Source organism: Nocardiopsis sp. LDBS1602, assembly GCF_035818715.1.
Classification (GTDB): domain Bacteria; phylum Actinomycetota; class Actinomycetes; order Streptosporangiales; family Streptosporangiaceae; genus Nocardiopsis; species Nocardiopsis alba.
The window spans coordinates 44,538-60,861 of record NZ_JAYLVW010000009.1; the positions used below are offsets into that span (position 1 = coordinate 44,538).

Annotated in this window: 11 protein-coding genes; 4 read left to right on the forward strand and 7 right to left on the reverse strand. The window is 69.7% G+C overall.

The genetic code is table 11. The features are described from left to right. Positions 1-38 precede the first annotated feature (38 nt). The 4 genes from ilvN to gatB form a co-directional block, all read right to left on the reverse strand. Entirely contained in the window at positions 39-563 is a 525-nt protein-coding gene (ilvN, locus tag U9J66_RS21690; protein WP_014910534.1) for an acetolactate synthase small subunit, read from the reverse strand. 17 nt (positions 564-580) lie between these two features. Beyond that, on the reverse strand, positions 581-2,356 hold the full coding sequence (locus U9J66_RS21695; RefSeq protein ID WP_326338609.1) for an acetolactate synthase large subunit: 1,776 nt from the start codon (positions 2,354-2,356) through the stop codon (positions 581-583). 472 nt (positions 2,357-2,828) lie between these two features. Next, on the reverse strand, positions 2,829-5,534 hold the full coding sequence (locus U9J66_RS21700; protein ID WP_014912931.1) for a GGDEF domain-containing phosphodiesterase: 2,706 nt from the start codon (positions 5,532-5,534) through the stop codon (positions 2,829-2,831). A 464-nt stretch (positions 5,535-5,998) separates the two neighbouring features. Next, positions 5,999-7,492 (reverse strand): Asp-tRNA(Asn)/Glu-tRNA(Gln) amidotransferase subunit GatB, encoded by a 1,494-nt coding sequence (gatB, locus tag U9J66_RS21705; RefSeq protein WP_017535459.1) that lies wholly within the window; start codon positions 7,490-7,492, stop codon positions 5,999-6,001. 301 nt (positions 7,493-7,793) lie between these two features. On the opposite strand from gatB, the gene U9J66_RS21710 reads away from it, so the two are divergent. The 4 genes from U9J66_RS21710 to U9J66_RS21725 all read left to right on the forward strand — a co-directional run bounded on the left by U9J66_RS21710 (position 7,794) and on the right by U9J66_RS21725 (position 13,297). Beyond that, positions 7,794-8,978 carry a thioester domain-containing protein gene (locus U9J66_RS21710; protein WP_202423148.1) on the forward strand — a complete coding sequence of 395 codons (1,185 nt, stop codon included), beginning with the start codon at positions 7,794-7,796 and terminating at the stop codon, positions 8,976-8,978. 409 nt (positions 8,979-9,387) lie between these two features. Next, positions 9,388-10,602, forward strand: a complete 1,215-nt coding sequence (locus tag U9J66_RS21715; protein WP_042282821.1) for a thioester domain-containing protein — start codon at positions 9,388-9,390, stop codon at positions 10,600-10,602. Positions 10,603-11,058: 456 nt separating this feature from the next. Next, positions 11,059-12,276 carry a thioester domain-containing protein gene (locus tag U9J66_RS21720; protein WP_326338515.1) on the forward strand — a complete coding sequence of 406 codons (1,218 nt, stop codon included), beginning with the start codon at positions 11,059-11,061 and terminating at the stop codon, positions 12,274-12,276. Positions 12,277-12,475: 199 nt separating this feature from the next. After that, positions 12,476-13,297 carry a DNA polymerase subunit beta gene (locus U9J66_RS21725; protein WP_017535775.1) on the forward strand — a complete coding sequence of 274 codons (822 nt, stop codon included), beginning with the start codon at positions 12,476-12,478 and terminating at the stop codon, positions 13,295-13,297. Between the two features lie 64 nt (positions 13,298-13,361). Here the strand turns inward: U9J66_RS21725 and gatA are convergent, their stop codons facing one another. From gatA to U9J66_RS21740, 3 genes are read right to left on the reverse strand one after another with little or no spacing between them, the layout of a single operon-like run. Further along, positions 13,362-14,858 carry an Asp-tRNA(Asn)/Glu-tRNA(Gln) amidotransferase subunit GatA gene (gene gatA / locus U9J66_RS21730; RefSeq protein WP_326338516.1) on the reverse strand — a complete coding sequence of 499 codons (1,497 nt, stop codon included), beginning with the start codon at positions 14,856-14,858 and terminating at the stop codon, positions 13,362-13,364. Continuing rightward, a complete protein-coding gene (gatC, locus tag U9J66_RS21735) occupies positions 14,859-15,158 on the reverse strand; it encodes an Asp-tRNA(Asn)/Glu-tRNA(Gln) amidotransferase subunit GatC (protein ID WP_014911146.1) in 300 nt (99 codons plus the stop codon). It abuts the gene before it with no gap. Between the two features lie 33 nt (positions 15,159-15,191). After that, positions 15,192-15,584 (reverse strand): response regulator transcription factor, encoded by a 393-nt coding sequence (locus U9J66_RS21740; RefSeq protein ID WP_326338518.1) that lies wholly within the window; start codon positions 15,582-15,584, stop codon positions 15,192-15,194. Between the last annotated feature and the right edge of the window lie 740 nt (positions 15,585-16,324).

Consider the following 16,324-nt stretch of genomic DNA (forward strand, 5'->3'; position numbering starts at 1 on the left):
GTGGGGCTGCCCGATGGTGTCGCGAACAGCCTCTCACCTCAGGCGCTGCGTTCGACCGATCGCAGTGAACGGTCGGTGATCGAACGCGGTCCCCGGCCCAGGGCGACCAGCCCTGACTTGACCAGTTCTCGGATCCCGAAGGGTTCCAGGTTCTTGACCAGGGCATCGAGCTTCTCGGGGTCGCCGGTGGCCTCGATGACGACGACGTCCGGGCTGACGTCCACGACGTGCGCGCGGAAGAGCTCGGCCGTCTGAAGCACATGTGTGCGGCTGGACGCGTCGGCCTTGACCTTGATCAGGAGCAGCTCGCGCTGCACCGACGCGGTGGTGTCCATCTCCACGATCTTGACGACGTTGACCAGCTTGTTGAGCTGTTTGGTCACCTGCTCCAAAGGGTGGAGGTCGCAGTTGACCACGATCGTCATCCGGGACAGTCCGGTGTACTCGGTGCTGCTGACACTGAGCGAGTCGATGTTGAAGCCACGACGGGAGAAGAGAGCGGAGGCCCGGGCGAGGATACCGGGGGTGTCCTCCACCAGAACGGAAAGCGTGTGACTGCTCATGGTGGTTCGGCCTTCTCCTAGTCCTGGTGTTCCCAGTCGGGCGCCATGTCGCGCGCGTACTGGATGTTGTCGTTGCTGACGCCGGGGCCGACCATCGGCCAGACCATGGCGTCGTGGTTGACGCTGAAGTCGACGACCACGGGGACGTCGTTGATCGACATCGCCTTCTCGATGGTGGCGTCGATGTCCTCGGGGCGTTCGCAGCGCAGACCGACACACCCGTAGGCCTCGGCGAGACGGACGAAGTCCGGGATGCGGATCCGCTCGTCCAGGGGGGCGGTCTGGAGGTCGGTGTTGGAGTAGCGGCCCTCGTAGTACAGGGTCTGCCACTGGCGGACCATGCCCAGGTTGCCGTTGTTGACGACCGCGACCTTGATGGGGATGCCCTCGACGGCGCAGGTGGCCAACTCCTGGTTGGTCATCTGGAAGCAGCCGTCGCCGTCGACCGACCACACGGCCCGGTCGGGGTCGCCGACCTTGGCGCCGAGGGCGGCGGGGACGGAGAAGCCCATGGTGCCGAGTCCGCCGGAGTTGACGAACGAGCCGGGGCGTTCGTAGTCGATGAACTGGGCGGCCCACATCTGGTGCTGGCCGACGCCCGCGACGTAGGTGGCCTCGGGGCCGACGATCTCGCCCAGCCGCCGGATGACGCCCTGCGGGGACAGGGTGCCGTCGTCGGGGACGTCGTAACCCTTGGGGTAGGTGGTGCGGAGCCTGTTCAGCCGGTCCCACCAGGCCTCGTAGTCGCCCTGACGGCCCTTCTCCTGGTCGGCGCGCACGGCCACGACCAGGTCGGCGAGGACCTCGCGGCAGTCGCCGACGATCGGCACGTCGGCGTGACGGTTCTTGGAGATCTCGGCCGGGTCGATGTCGGCGTGGACGATCTTGGCGTCGCGGGCGAAGCTGTCGAGGCGGCCGGTGACGCGGTCGTCGAAGCGGGCGCCGAGGGCGACGATCAGGTCGGCCCGCTGGAGCGCGCCGACCGCGGAGACGTCGCCGTGCATGCCGGGCATGCCCACGAACTGCGGGTGCGAGTCGGGGAAGACTCCGCGGGCCATCAGGGTGGTGACGACGGGGACGCCGGTGATCTCGGCGAGGACGCGCAGTTCGGCCGAGGCCCGGGCGCGCAGGACGCCGCCGCCGACGTAGAGGACCGGGCGCTTGGCCTCGGCGATCATGCGGGCCGCCTCACGGACCTGCTTGCCGTGGGGCTTGGTGACCGGACGGTATCCGGGCAGTTCGAGCCGCTCGGGCCAGACGAAGTCGGTGGAGTTCTGGAGAGCGTCCTTGGAGATGTCGACCAGGACCGGCCCGGGGCGCCCGCTGGAGGCGATGTGGAAGGCCTCGGCGATGGTCCGGGGGATCTCACGAACGTCCTTGACCAGGAAGTTGTGCTTGGTGATCGGCATCGTGATGCCGCAGATGTCGGCTTCCTGGAAGGCGTCGGTGCCGATCTTGGGAGCGGCGACCTGGCCGGTGATGGCGACCATGGGGACCGAGTCCATGTGGGCGTCGGCCAGCGGGGTGACGAGGTTGGTGGCGCCGGGCCCGCTGGTGGCCATGCACACCCCGGGGCGCCCGGTGGCGTAGGCGTAGCCTTCGGCCGCGTGGCCCGCGCCCTGCTCGTGGCGCATGAGGATGTGGCGCACCGTCGCCGAGTCGTAGAGGGGGTCGTACGCGGGGAGGATGCTGCCGCCGGGAATCCCGAAGACGGTGTCAACGCCGACGTGCTCCAGCGACCTGATCAGCGATTGGGCGCCGGTCATCTGCTCGGTCATCTCAAGATCCTTCAGCGAGGCCCAGAGCGGCACAGGGGCTCTGGTGGTGGTGGTTCCGGTTTCTCGACCTGGTGCGGCAATAAAAAAACCCCCACCGCCGGGTGGCGGTCGAGGGTGGCGCGCAGCAGAAGTAGCTCAGTGGGCTGCGCGCCGACCAAGTACGAGAATCAGGGAGTTGCTCTGCACGTTCACAACATTGGCCGAAGTGCCGGTCGCACGTCAACCAGAACTACAGATTATCTCAAATAGTGAGACACAAATATCAGCATTCAATCCGAGTCGCACTCGACAGACCCCATCTGACCTGCATGAACAAGGATCAGGTGGGCGTCTCATGTAATGGAGAACACGCGACAGGGGTTCGAGGGCGCCTTCGTTAGGCGCACTTAACATGATGTTCCCGAACTGCCCAGATAAAGGAACTTCGGGGGCCAACGCCCCCTTCATCCCGAAACGGGAGCGGACCGCCCGAAGAGACGCCGCCCCCTCACAGGTCCGGGCCGGCCTCTCCCCCGGCGAGGGAGTCCACGCCCTCGGCCGGCATCGGGCGGGCCACCAGGAAGCCCTGGCCGTGGTCGCAACCCATCGCCCGAAGCTGCTCCAACTGTTCCGGGCGTTCGATGCCCTCGGCCACCACCTGGACCCCCAGATCCCGGCCGAGCTGGATGATCGTGTGCGTGAGCAGCGTGACCGTGTCGTCGCGCCCCAGGTCGGCGATGAAGGACGGGTCGATCTTGATCGAGTCCACGCTCAACTCGCGCAGATGGGCCAGGGAGGCGTACCCCATGCCGTAGTCGTCGATGGCCAGGCGCACGCCCAGTTCCCGCAGCTCGCCCAGGCGGGCGACCGCGTCCCCCTCGTCCTCCAAGAGGACCTCCTCGTCCACCTCCAGGGTCAGGACCTCCGCGGACAGCCCCGTCTCCGCGAGCACCCCTTCGACGGTCCGGACGAAGCGGGGTGAGAGCACCTGCTTGACGGACAGGTTCACCGAGAGGCCGATGTCCCAGTCCGAGACCCGCCACACGGCGACCTTCTCGCAGGCCTCCCGCAGGATCCACTCCCCCAGCGGCACGATCAGACCCGATTCCTCGGCCGCCCCGATGAAGGCGTCCGGGCCCACGACCTCTCCGTCGCGGTTCCAGCGGACCAGGGCCTCCACAGCCGTCACCTGGGAGGTGCCCAGATCCACGATCGGCTGATACTCCAGGAAGAACTCGCCGTCCGCGAGCGCCCGGCGCAACCGGATCTGCAACTCCAACCGCGCCACGACCATCTCGTGCATGTGCGCGGCGTAGACCTCCACGTGCCCGGTCCCGCGCTCCTTGGCCCTGGTCATCGCCACGTCGGCGTTGCGCAGCAGCTCTCCGCTGTCCGTGGTCGGCTCGGCGAAGGCCACCCCGATGCTCGCGGTCAGCACCATGTCGCGGTCGGCCACCTGGAAGGGCTCGGAGGCGATCACACGCCCCAGGCGCTCGGCCAGATCGACCACCCGCTGGGCCTCCGGCACGTCCTCGACCAGGACCGCGAACTCGTCGCCGCCCCAGCGGGCCAGGGTGGCGTTGGACTCCAGCTCTCCGCGCAGGCGGCGCGCGGCCTGCCCGAGCATGTGGTCGCCGCGCACGTGTCCGGCCGAGTCGTTGACGGCGGTGAACCCGTCCAGGTCCAGGAAGATCAGCGCGATGTCGCCGGTGTTCTCGTCGTTGATCGCCCGGTGCGCCAGCACGTCGCTGGCCCGCTCCTCCAGGTAGGCACGGTTGGGCAGACCGGTGACCCCGTCGTGGAAGGTCAGGTGCTCGACCTGGTCCTGGAGCGCCACCTGGGCGCTGATGTCCCGGGTGGTCACCAGGAGACGGTCGGGCTCGCCCGGCTGTTCGTAGAGGGAGACCGTGGACTCGGTGTGCCGCCAGGTGCCGTCGGCGGCCCGCACGCGCAGGCGCAGGTGCACCCCCTGGTTCGACCGCTCCTCGAACAGGTCGGTGACGGCCTTGATCCGGGAGAGGTCCTCGGGATGGATGAGTGTGGTGACCGGGGCCGCCAGGACGTCGTCCAGCCGATAGCCGAAGGCCTCGGCCGTCCCCGGACTGACGTAGAACACGCCGCCGTCGCGGTCCAGGACCAGGATGACGTCGCCGCTGTTGCGGGCCAGCTCGTTGAAGTGCCCCTCGCGGTTACGGACCATGCGGGTGAGAGTGGAGTTCTCCTCCAACATCCCCAGCACGCGCACCACCAGCACCAGCACGGCGGTGCCCGCCGCCAGCGGCAGCGCCGGTGCCACACCCGGCAGGCTCAGGCCTCCCACCGTGAGCACGATCGTGGCCAGCAGGACCGCTCCCAGGGCGGCGATCTCGGGGGCGAAACGGTAGAGCCCCCGCCCGGTGATCCGGCGCGGTTCGGCGCCCGGTCGGTGCTCCACCAGCCACGGCAGGGCGCCCAGCAGGGCGAAGCCCAGGAAGCGCACCGGCTGTTCGACGCCGCCCGCCACGGGCGGTCCGGTCAGTCGGGTGACCGCGCCGATGAGGTCGGAGGAGGCGATGACCACGAGCGCCCCGATCGCCACCAGCACCGCGCGCCGCGTGCTGTGCGGCGACATGAACACGAGCGGGATGAGCAGGCACAGCACCACGATGTCGGCCACCGGGTACACCAGGGCGAAGCCGAGCAGTCCGGCGCCCTCGCCCAGTTCCTTGTACAGGGGCGAGAACAGCAGGACCCATACGACGGAGAAGACCGCCGCCGCGCACACGTAGCTGTCGGTGATGTGGCGCATGGCCGTACGCAGACCACCCGGCCATGGGGCGAATCGGGTGAAACCGATCACGAAGAGTGGCAGGGCCGCCAAGGCGAAGAGATCACCCAGAGTGATCGAGAAGACCGACCCGGCGCTGAAGGTCCGGGTGATGGCGTGAGTAAGAGCACCCGCGCACCAGGCCAGCGCGGCCAGTCCGAGAAAGCGCAGCGCGGCCGGACCGTCCGCCCCGTCCACATGGGCCTCCCGGTCCGCGCCGGTCCTGGCCCATCGTTTGGAGGCGTACAGCAGAGAGCCGCCGGCGACTCCGGCCACCAACGCGTTCGGCCACTGCCCCAGCTCGGCGGCCAGGGTGGACTCCCCCGCCGGGATCAGCGTTCCCAGGAGATAGAGGAGGAAGAGCGCGCCCAGCCCGAACAACGACAGGCGACGTGCCTGGAGGCCCATCACCGACCTCCCCGTGAGCGCGGCGCGGCGCGGCCGGCCCGTGGCCGACGCTCCGCTCTCTCCTCGGACATGGAGCACCCACCTCGTGATCACTCGACTCGGGGCGCGGCGTTCGCTCACGCCGTGGGCTGGCGCCCGGCATGCGGCGGGACGGGGGCGAGCGATGGAGGGGAGAGCCCCGGGGACCGCACGCACCTCCCGTGCGTGGACACCCTACGCAACCAAGGTCACACGGCGATTGAGGCCCGGCTGAGAGATGACGACGGAGCGACTACGCTCGGTCATCTCCTTTTCGGGTTTCGCCGCGCCGTGTCCGGATATGGGAACGGCGCCGTGGAGCCCCCTCCGGGTGTGTCCCCGAACGACCTCTCGGGCGTGTCCGAGGACGACGTACCGCTCTCCACGGCGCCGAACCACTCTCTGGGACGATCCGTGTGAACGGCGGATCGACCCCGTCCGGGGTCTCACCCCGTCAGTTTGGCCAGGATCAGCTCACGTGCGCGGCCCGCGTCGGCCTGCCCCCGCGTGGCCTTCATGACCGCGCCCACCAGGGCTCCGGCCGCGGCCACCTTGCCGCCGCGCACCTTCTCCGCGACGTCGGGGTTGGCGGCGATGGCCTCGTCGACGGCGGCGCCGAGGGCACCGTCGTCGCTGACGACCTTGAGGCCGCGGGACTCCACGACGGCGTCGGGCTCCCCCTCGCCCGCCAGAACACCCTCGACGACCTGGCGTGCCAGCTTATTGGTGAGCGTCCCCTCGGCCACCAGGGCGATGATCCGGGCCACCTGGGCCGGGGTGATGGGCAGGGCGCCCAGCTCCGTCTCCTGCTCGGTGGCGCGCCGGGACAGCTCGTTCAGCCACAGCTTGCGGGCCTCGGCGGAGGGCGCTCCGGCGACCACGGTCGCCTCGACCAGATCGATCGCGTCGGCGTTGATCAGGTCGCGCAGCTCGGTGTCGCTCAGGTTCCACTCGGACTTGACCCGGGCGCGCTTGGCGGCGGGCAGCTCGGGCAGGGTGGCGCGCAGCTCCTCCACCCACTCGGCGGAGGGCGCGACCGGGACCAGGTCGGGGTCCGGGAAGTAACGGTAGTCCTGCGCCTCCTCCTTGGAGCGGCCCGAGGTGCTGCGACCGAGGTGCTCCTGGAAGTGACGGGTCTCCTGGACGACGCGACCGCCCGCGTCGAGGACACCGGCCTGGCGCTCGATCTCCGAGAGCACGGCCCGCTCGACCGAACGCAGCGAGTTGACGTTCTTGGTCTCGCTCCGGGTGCCCCACTCGGCGGCGCCGATCTCGTTGATGGACACGTTCACGTCGCAGCGCATGGAGCCCTCCTCCATGCGCACGTCGGAGATGCCCAGGGAGCGCGCGAGGTCGCGCAGCTCGGCGGCGTAGGCGCGGGCGACCAGCGGGGCGAGCCCACCGGTCCCGGTGATCGGCTTGGTCACGATCTCCAGCAGGGGGATCCCGGCGCGGTTGTAGTCCACGTTGGAGTGGCTGGCGCCGTGGATCCGGCCGGTCGAACCGCCCACGTGGGAGGACTTGCCGGTGTCCTCCTCCATGTGCACGCGCTCGATCTCGATCCGGAACTCGCGCGGGCCGTCCGGGGTGTCGACGGTGACGTCGAGGTGACCGTCCACACAGATCGGCTCGTCGTACTGCGAGATCTGGTAGTTCTTCGGCATGTCCGGGTAGAAGTAGTTCTTCCGGGCGAAACGGCCCCAGGGGGCGATGGAGCAGTTGAGCGCCAACCCCAGACGGATCGCGCTCTCCACGGCCTTCTCGTTCACCACCGGCAGAGAGCCGGGGAAGGCGAGACAGACCGGACACACCTGCGTATTGGGCTCGGCGCCGAACGCGGTGGGGCAGGAGCAGAACATCTTGGAGGCGGTACCCAGTTCGATGTGGGTCTCCAGACCGAGTACGGGCTCGTACCTGGTCAGCGCCTGCTCAAAGGCCACCGGGGTGGTGCCGCCATCGTCTGTGGCAGGGCTAGGAGTTACCGCGTGGGCCATCGCCGCAAACCCGTTTCCGTAGAGGACATACCTTCCAGGTCAGCCTACCGACGCTCGGAGGTCGACTGTCCCCGCACCCGAGCACGGAAGGCCCTACGGATGTCACGGCCAGTGCACGATTGAGCCGCTGTAGAGGAGATCTACCGTCACCCAGGGTGCCGGACCATTAGTCTGGATGGTCCAGGAACACGATTTCGCCGGTCGAGGCCTCGACACCTCGACCGCCTTCGTACAGGAGCGCCTGAGCATGTCCGACATCCTGCGTCGGTGCGCCGCGCTGCTTTCCGCATCCGCTCTGATCGGTGCCCTCACCACCGCTCCGGCCCTCGCCGAGGACTTCTCCCGCGTGGACCGTGATCCGGTCATGGGTTCGCCGGTCGTGCTCGAGGACGGCCGGGAGGCGGAGACGGCGCTGTTCAGCCTGCGCGTCGCCGACGAGGACTCCGTGCGCGCCTATCCGATGCTCTTGGACGAGGAGGTGCGTCCCCGCACCGCCTACGTCGAGTCCGAGTGGACCGACACCCCCCACTGGACCGGGACGTCCGCCGCCCCGAACCCGGCCGACCGCGCGAACTGGATCGTGCGCAACTCCTACCCGAACGAGCCCCTCCCCTCCCTGGCCCTGGCCTCCGGTCTGCCCTTCGTGGAGGGGCCGGACGCGATAGCGGCGACGCAGGCGGCCCTCTGGAACGTCCTGGACGGCACGGAGCTCGACGAGGAGAGCAACTCCCAGACCGTCCTGCGCCTCTACGACCACCTGGTCGAGGGCAGTCGGTCGGCGGAGACCGGGGCGACCGCCCGCTCCCTGGAGGTCACCCCGAACCAACTGGAGGCGGTCGCCCCCGAAGAGCCGCTGGGCCCGTTGACGGTCTCCGTGGCCGGAGGCGGTTCGGTCCAGGCGTCGCTGCGCGGCGCCCCGGCCTCCTGGTTGGTGGACGCCGACGGGCGCGAGATCTCCACCGTCGAGGACGGCGAGGATCTCTATCTGGCGGTGGACCCGTCGGTTCCCGCCGGAGTGGCCACCCTGCACCTGCGCGGCAGCGACGTCCCCTTGGAGGAGGGGCGACTGTTCACCGGACGCGAGGGTGTCCGCACCCAGCCCCTCATCACCGCCGAGCCGGGCGTGGCGACCAGCGCCACCAGCGCCACCCTCACCTGGAACGGCGAGGAGCCCCCCGAGAGCGAGGTGGAGGACGAGGAGGAGGCCGCGCCGCCCGTGGTGGACGAGTCGGAGATCCCTCCGCCCGAAGAGGACACGGCCACCGAGCCGCCCGAGGCGTCACCGACCGCCACGGACGGTGATGACCGAAACCAGGAGAAGAGCGGCCTCGCGATCACCGGAACCTGGCTGTCCGGCCTCCTGGTGATCGCCGGCGCTCTGGTGGTGTCCGGGCTGCTCATTCTGGTCCTCGGCCGGAAACGGCGCGACTGAGCCATCGGAACGACGGCGAAACGGGGAACGGCGTTCCATAACACTCACCCATAATGCGGATTTCCCGTGTTCTGTTTTATTCGGAACCGGAACACATCACATTTTCGCGAATCCGGTTGGAAGCGTTGGGGCGGCTCGCTAGTATCGGGCGGGCGGTCGACCATCCATGGCGCACGCGGCCCGCTCCCGCGTCTCGAGACCCTCGGTGAAGGGCACGTCCCTCCCGTGGAACCCACAACCCCCTGTCCCCGATCGTGGTGTCCTCCCATGTCGCCTTTTCGACGACACCCTTTTCCACGCCTTCATCACCAGGGCTCGCGTCGACGTCGTCCGCTTCCGCTCCCCACAGCTTTCAGATGGGAAGGGCGGATATCCATCCGGTCACCCCTAGAAGACACCGGGACACAACTTGAGCAACTTCTCCCTCCCCCGCAGCGCCGGACGCGTGGGTCTGGCGGCCTCCGCCGCGGCCCTGCTCGCCTTCGGCCTGGCCGGCCCGGCCGCAGCCGACGAGGTCGAGACCTACGAGGGCTCCGTCGAGGGCCGGTACGTCGGTGACGCCGAGAACGGCCCCACCGTCCGCATGGCCGGCGGATCGGCCCCGGCCAGCCTCTTCAACCTGGAGCTGACCGACGGCACCCTGCTCACCACCTACTGCATCGACTTTCGCACCAACATCGTCTCCGGCGCCGAGTACGTCGAGGACGACTGGGCGAACTACCCCGGTCTCGGCTCCTTCGCCGAGGCCGGCAAGGTGCACTGGATCCTCCAGAACTCCTACCCCACCGTCGGGGCCGAGGAGCTCGGTGAGAAGGCCGGCGTCGAAGGTCTGAGCACCGCCGACGCCCTGGCCGGCACCCAGGCCGCCATCTGGCGCTTCAGCAACGACATGGACCTCGGCTCGGGTAACGACGCGGCCGTCGAGGCGGTCTACGAGTACCTGGTCGAAGCGGCCGAGGACCAGCCCCAGGAGCCGGGCCCCGCTCTGAGCATCGAGCCGGGCTCCGCCGAGGGCACGGCGGGCGAGATCGTCGGCGAGTTCCTCGTGAAGACGACCGCCACCGAGGTCGAGCTGAACCTGACCGCACCCGAGGGCGTCGAACTGGTCGACGTCGAGACGGGCGAGGTCGTCACCTCGGTCGACGACGGCGACACGGTCGGCTTCTCCGTCCCCGAGGACGCCGAGGCCGGCGAGGCCTCCTTCTCCCTGGAGGGCACCTCCTACGTCGAGCAGGGTCGCCTGTTCAAGGGCAAGGACGAGAACACGCCCACCCAGACGCTGATCACCGCCGAGGGCGGGGACGTTCCGGTCTCCGCGTCGGCCTCGGCGTCCTGGGAGGTCAAGCCGGACGATGAGGACGGCGAGGAGACCCCCTCCCCCAGTCCGTCCCCCTCTCCGAGCCCCAGTCCCAGCCCGAGCCCCTCGCCGTCCGAGGAGCCGACGACGCCGGGTGACGACAAGCCCACCCCGCCCGCCGAGGACGACAAGCCCACCCTCCCCGTGACCGGTGGCGCGCTCGCCGGCCTCGTCGCAGCGGGCGTCGCGGCCCTCGCCGCCGGCGGAGGCGCCCTCTACCTGAGCCGCAAGCGCAAGGCTCCGACCGGTGAGGGCACGGACGTCTAGGTCGTGTTCTCTGGATCATTCCGCGCTCGCGTGGCCGGGCTTCCTCTCGCGGCGCCGACGTCGCTCGGACAGCCAAACCCGGGCTGACCTTCGCTCGTCGTCTGGCGAGAGATCGCCCGGCTGCCGCTCGCCACGGATCGGCTCCGCCGATGCCAGGCGAAAGCATCCAGAGAACACTCCCTGACCCCCGTTCCGGCCCAGGGCCCGCCCCGCGATCGACCGCGGGGCGGGCCCTTCGTCATGGAACCCACAGGTCAAGGGCGATCGGCCCCCGCCGGCTTGGAAGCGGACCGACAGATCGCTAATATCGGACAGGAACAAACGATCCGCTGTGCCCTCGGGCCCTTCAACGAGCGCCGATCCCCTTGTTCGGCCGCCCCTCGGGCCCGCCTCCCTCCCCGCTGTCGTAACGCCCCTCGGGGGCACGTGGCACAGCACCTCACGACAGGACACAACGTGAAGCTCTCCCCCTCCCCCCGCGCCTTCGCCCGCGCGGGCCTGGCCACCTCCGCCGCCGCTCTGCTGGCGTTCGGGATGGCCGCCCCGGCCGCCATGGCCGACGAGATCTACGAAGGCTCCGTGCGCGCCCAGTACGTGAGCAACCACCAGTCCGGCTCCTCCGTGCAGATGGACGGCCAGTCCATCAGCACCAGCCTGTTCACCCTCCGTCTGGAGGGTGGCGACGAGCTCATCGCCTACTGCATCGACATCAAGACGAGCATCCGGAGCCAGGCCTGGTACCGGGAAGGCTCCTGGAACAACTACGACGGTCAGGGCGAGTTCGCCGAGCCGGGCAAGATCCACTGGCTCCTCCAGAACGGCTACCCGGAGAAGAGCGCCCAGGAGCTGGCCGACGCCTCCGACGCCAACTCCGCCCGGGTGACCGAGGCCGAGGCCCTGGCCGCCACCCAGGCCGCCATCTGGCACTTCAGCAACGGCGCGAACCTGACCCGCGGCCCCGGCAACGTCCAGGCCATCTACGACCACCTCATCGAGGCCGCCGAGGACCTGCCCCAGGAGCCGGCCGCCGCTCTGAGCATCGACCCGAGCAGCGCCACCGGCAGCGCCGGTGAGACCGTCGGCGAGTTCGAGATCTCCACCGAGGCCACCGAGATCCCGATCGACCTGACCGCCCCCGAGGGCGTCGAACTGGTCGACGTCGAGACCGGCGAGGCCGTCACCACCGTCAGCGGTGGCGACACGGTCGGCTTCTCCGTCCCCGAGGGCGCCGAGGCCGGCGAGGCCTCCTTCTCCCTGGAGACCGGTTCCACCGTCCGTCAGGGCCGTCTGTTCAAGGGCGAGGACGCGGACAACCCCACCCAGACCCTGATCACCGCCAAGAGCGACGAGGTCACGGTCTCCGCCTCCGCCTCGGCCTCCTGGGAGGCCTCGACCGGTGGTGACGACGGCGAGGGCGAGGAGACCCCGTCCCCGACCCCGACCCCGTCGCCGAGCGAGGAGCCCACCGAGACCCCCGCTCCGACCCCGTCGCCGAGCGAGGAGCCCACCAAGCCGGGTGACGACAAGCCCACCCCGCCCGCCGAGGACGACAAGCCCACCCTCCCCGTGACCGGTGGCGCGCTCGCCGGCCTCGTCGCAGCGGGCGTCGCGGCCCTCGCCGCCGGCGGAGGCGCCCTCTACCTGAGCCGCAAGCGCAAGGCCACCGAGGTCTAGGACCGGCTCCGGAAGAAGTACGGGGCCCGTCCCACCGTGGTGTTCCACGGCGGGGCGGGCCCCTTCTCGTTCCCGGGTACGCCGCCGTTCGTCCGCTCAAGGGAAAAGGCGTGCGGGAGCCCACCGGTTCTGGGAACCTGAGGCCGGTCCGCTCGGCGCGGACCCCTCGTCCACGAATCGCGACCCCGGAGCCGCCTCCATGCCCCGACCCGCCATCGCCCTGGACCGGCGTATCGCCCGCCTCCGTGAGATCGCCGAGGCCGAACCCCGACTGGAGGGCGTCCTCCTCTACGGTTCATGGACCCAGGGGGAGGCGGACGCGCACTCCGACATCGAGGCCTACCTGTACGTCGCCGACGAACACGCCGCATCCTTCGACGGCACGGAGTTCGTCTCCCGACTGGCCCCGCTCGAACTGGCCTACACCAACCTGTTCGGCATCCTGGCCGTGATCTTCGACGACCTCATGCGCGGCGAGTTCCACATCGAGGCGGCCGGTTCCGCCATCCCCGAGATCGCCTCGTGGAAGGGCATGATCCACCTCCCCTCCCCCGAGACCGCCGTGCTCTTGGACCGTACCGGTCGGCTCACCGAGGCCGTGCGTCCACTGGTCGAACCGGTCGTTCCGGACCCCGCGCCCACCGCGGAACGGCTCATCGGGGAGCTCGCGAACTGGACGCTCATGACCGGCCAGGTCCTGGCCCGGGGCGAGTACGCCCGGGCCCACGCCGGCCTGGCCGTCATGGTCGCCCCGCACCAGCTCAAACTGGCCCGCCTCCTGCACGGCTCCACCGACCACTGGCTCACCCCCAGCCGTGCGTTGGAGGCCGACCTGCCCGGCGACGTCGTCGAACGGTACGGCCGGACCACCGGTACCACCGACCCCGAAGAGGTGCGGCGAACGGTGCGCGAGAGTTGGACGTGGAGTCGCGAACTCGCACGGGAGGCCGCGGACCGTTGGGGGATCTCGATCCCCGAGGGGCCGCACGAGCGGATCACGGGGTTCCTCGACCGCCTCTGAGCGCCGGAACGACGAACGCCCCGCCCCGGAGGTTCCGGGGCGGGGCGTCGTTCGTACGCGGTCTCTAGGAGACGGCGTAGGGGCTGCGGGCGATGAGCGAACCGTCCCGTTCGGTCAGGGCGCGCTCGACGGCGGCCGCCACCCGGTAGGTGCGGTCGTCGGCCAGCGGCGGCGCCATGATCTGGAAGCCGACCGGCAGGTCGTCCTCCGGGGCCAGGCCGCACGGCACCGACAGCGAGGCGTTCCCGGCCAGGTTGGACGGGATCGTGCACAGGTCGGCCAGGTACATGGCCATCGGGTCCTCGGAGCGCTCACCGATCGGGAAGGCGGTGGTCGGCGTGGTCGGCGAGACCAGCACGTCCACGTTCTCGAAGGCGGCGTCGAAGTCGCGCTTGATCAGCGTACGAACCTGCTGGGCGCTGCCGTAGTAGGCGTCGTAGTAGCCGCTGGACAGCGCGTAGGTGCCGAGCATGATCCGACGCTTGACCTCGGGGCCGAAGCCCTGGGCGCGGGTCAGGGACATGACCTCTTCGGCGCTGCGCGTGCCGTCGTCGCCCACCCGCAGGCCGTACCGCATGGCGTCGAAGCGGGCCAGGTTGGAGGAGCACTCGCTGGGCGCGATGAGGTAGTAGGCCGACAGGGCGGCGTCGAAGCTGGGGCAGGACACCTCGACGACCTTGGCGCCCAGGGACTCCAGCAGCTCCACCGTCTCGCGGAAGCGCTGCCGGACACCGGGCTGGAAGCCGTCGCTGTCCAACTCCTTGACGACGCCGACGCGCAGCCCCTCGACGTCGCCCATACGCGCGGCGTCGACCACCGGCGGCACGGGGGCGTCGATGGAGGTGGAGTCACGCGGGTCGTGGCCGGAGAAGGCCTCGTGGAGCAGGGCGGCGTCGAGCACGTTGCGCGCGAACGGGCCGGGGGTGTCCAGGGAGGAGGCGAAGGCGATCATCCCGTAGCGGGAGGAGCCGCCGTAGGTGGGCTTTCCGCCGACCAGGCCGCACACGGCGGCGGGCTGACGGATGGAGCCGCCCGTGTCGGTACCGGTGGCCAGCGGTGCCTCGAAGGCGGCCACGGCCGCGGAGGAACCGCCGGAGGAACCACCGGGGATGCGGGCGGTGTCCCACGGGTTGCGGGTGATCTGGTAGGCGGAGTTCTCCGTGGAGGAGCCCATCGCGAACTCGTCCATGTTGGTCTTGCCGAGGATGACCAGACCGGCCTCGCGCAGCCGTGCGGTGACGGTGGCGTCATAGGGCGGTCGCCAGCCCTCCAGGATCTTGGAGGCGGCGGTGGTCGGCATGTCCTTGGTGGTGAACACGTCCTTGTGCGCGACCGGCACACCGGCGAGGGGGCCGAGCTCGGCGCCGGAGGAACGTCGGGCGTCGACCTCGCGGGCCTGGGCCAGGGCGGTCTCCCTGCGCACGTGCAGGAACGCGTTGATGTCTCCGTCGACCGACTCGATACGGTCGAGGTAGGCGGTGGTCGCCTCTTCCGAGGAGACCTCGCCCGCCTTGATGGCCGCGCCGAGTTCGGCGGCGCTGAGACCGATGACGTCGCTCATCTACTCTTCCTCCCCCAGGATCCGCGGCACCCGGAAGCGCTGGTCCTCCACCGCGGGGGCGCCGGCCAGGGCTTGTTCGGGGGTGAGGCCGGGCTTGGCCTCGTCGGGGCGGTAGACGTTGGTCAGCGGCAGGGCGTGCGAGCTCGGCGGGATGTCGCCCTGGGCGACCTCCTGCACCTTGGCCACGGCGGTGAGGATGTCACCGAGCTGGGCGGCGAGCGTGTCGAGCTCGCTCTCGTCGAGTGCCAGCCGCGACAACCGGGCGAGGTGCGCGACCTCATCACGGGTGATGGCGGTCATCAGATGAGAACCGTTTCTTCGGCGGACGGGTGATCAGCACAATCCTATGGCGCCCCGGCCATGACGCGGTCCCGTTCCCCGACCCGACGGTTCAGGACAGGACGTCGGCCCCCGTCCCTCTCCCGGGGGAGGAGGACTCACGGCTCCGTTCCGGTAGGCCCGGACCACCGGCTGGACCCGGTCGCGCAGGCGGAGTCCGGTGAGGGCGCTGGACACGTGCGACTTCACGGTCGTCTCCGAAAGCCCGAGCGTGCCGGCGATCTCGGCGTTGCCGACGCCGGTCGTGACGTGTTCGACGACGTCGCGCTCGCGGGCGGTGAAGCCCGCGTCCCACCCCGTTCCGGGACCGCCCGCCCCCGCACGGGGGACCACTCCGTAACGGACGAACTCGCCCACGAGGGTTCCGATCACCGCGGGGTCGAGCACCGTGTCAGGGCGACCACGACGACGTCGGGGGCGAGCCGTTCGGCGTGCGGTCGGACACCTCGCAGTCCAGGGTGGGCTCCCCGGGATCATGCCACAGGCGGGAATTCATTCCCGTCGACCATGGACCACCTTGATTCCATCGAAATCATCCATGCCCACCAGAGGAACGGAAAAACAGAGAACCCACCCCATCATTCACCCCGAGAGCCGATCAGATCACCAACAAAAAGGGGCGAATGATATGAAACAGACTTGGGCTGGCGAGAACCACGTAACCCACCCTTCTCAACCTCACCGAAAACCCCCGATCTCACCTTTCTCACCCTCCCCAGGTGACGGGAGAGCGTGGACCCCGTAGACCGCCGACGTCGTACGCATACGCACCCGCTCCGGTGGAACGACCGGCCTCAGGCCCGGGAACTCCTCGAACAGCGTTTTGAGGCCGATCCTCAACTCGGACCGGGCCGGCCGATGCCCCAGGCAGTGATGCGGGTCCGCACCGAAGGAGAGATGCGTCGACGTGATCCGCGAGTCAGGTGAGCGCTCCGGCGAGCACGCGCTCCGAGTCGGACGAGATCGTGGCGTCGGGCCCGGTGCCGCCCATCGCCGCCCCCGTTCTCGAGAGAATGGCGCGTTCTCACGCCCTTGCCCCAGATCGAACATAAATCAACTCTCGATCGAGCACCTCATCCCTGAGAACCGAATATCACGACCTTATTCGGCGCGCTTCTCCACATCCG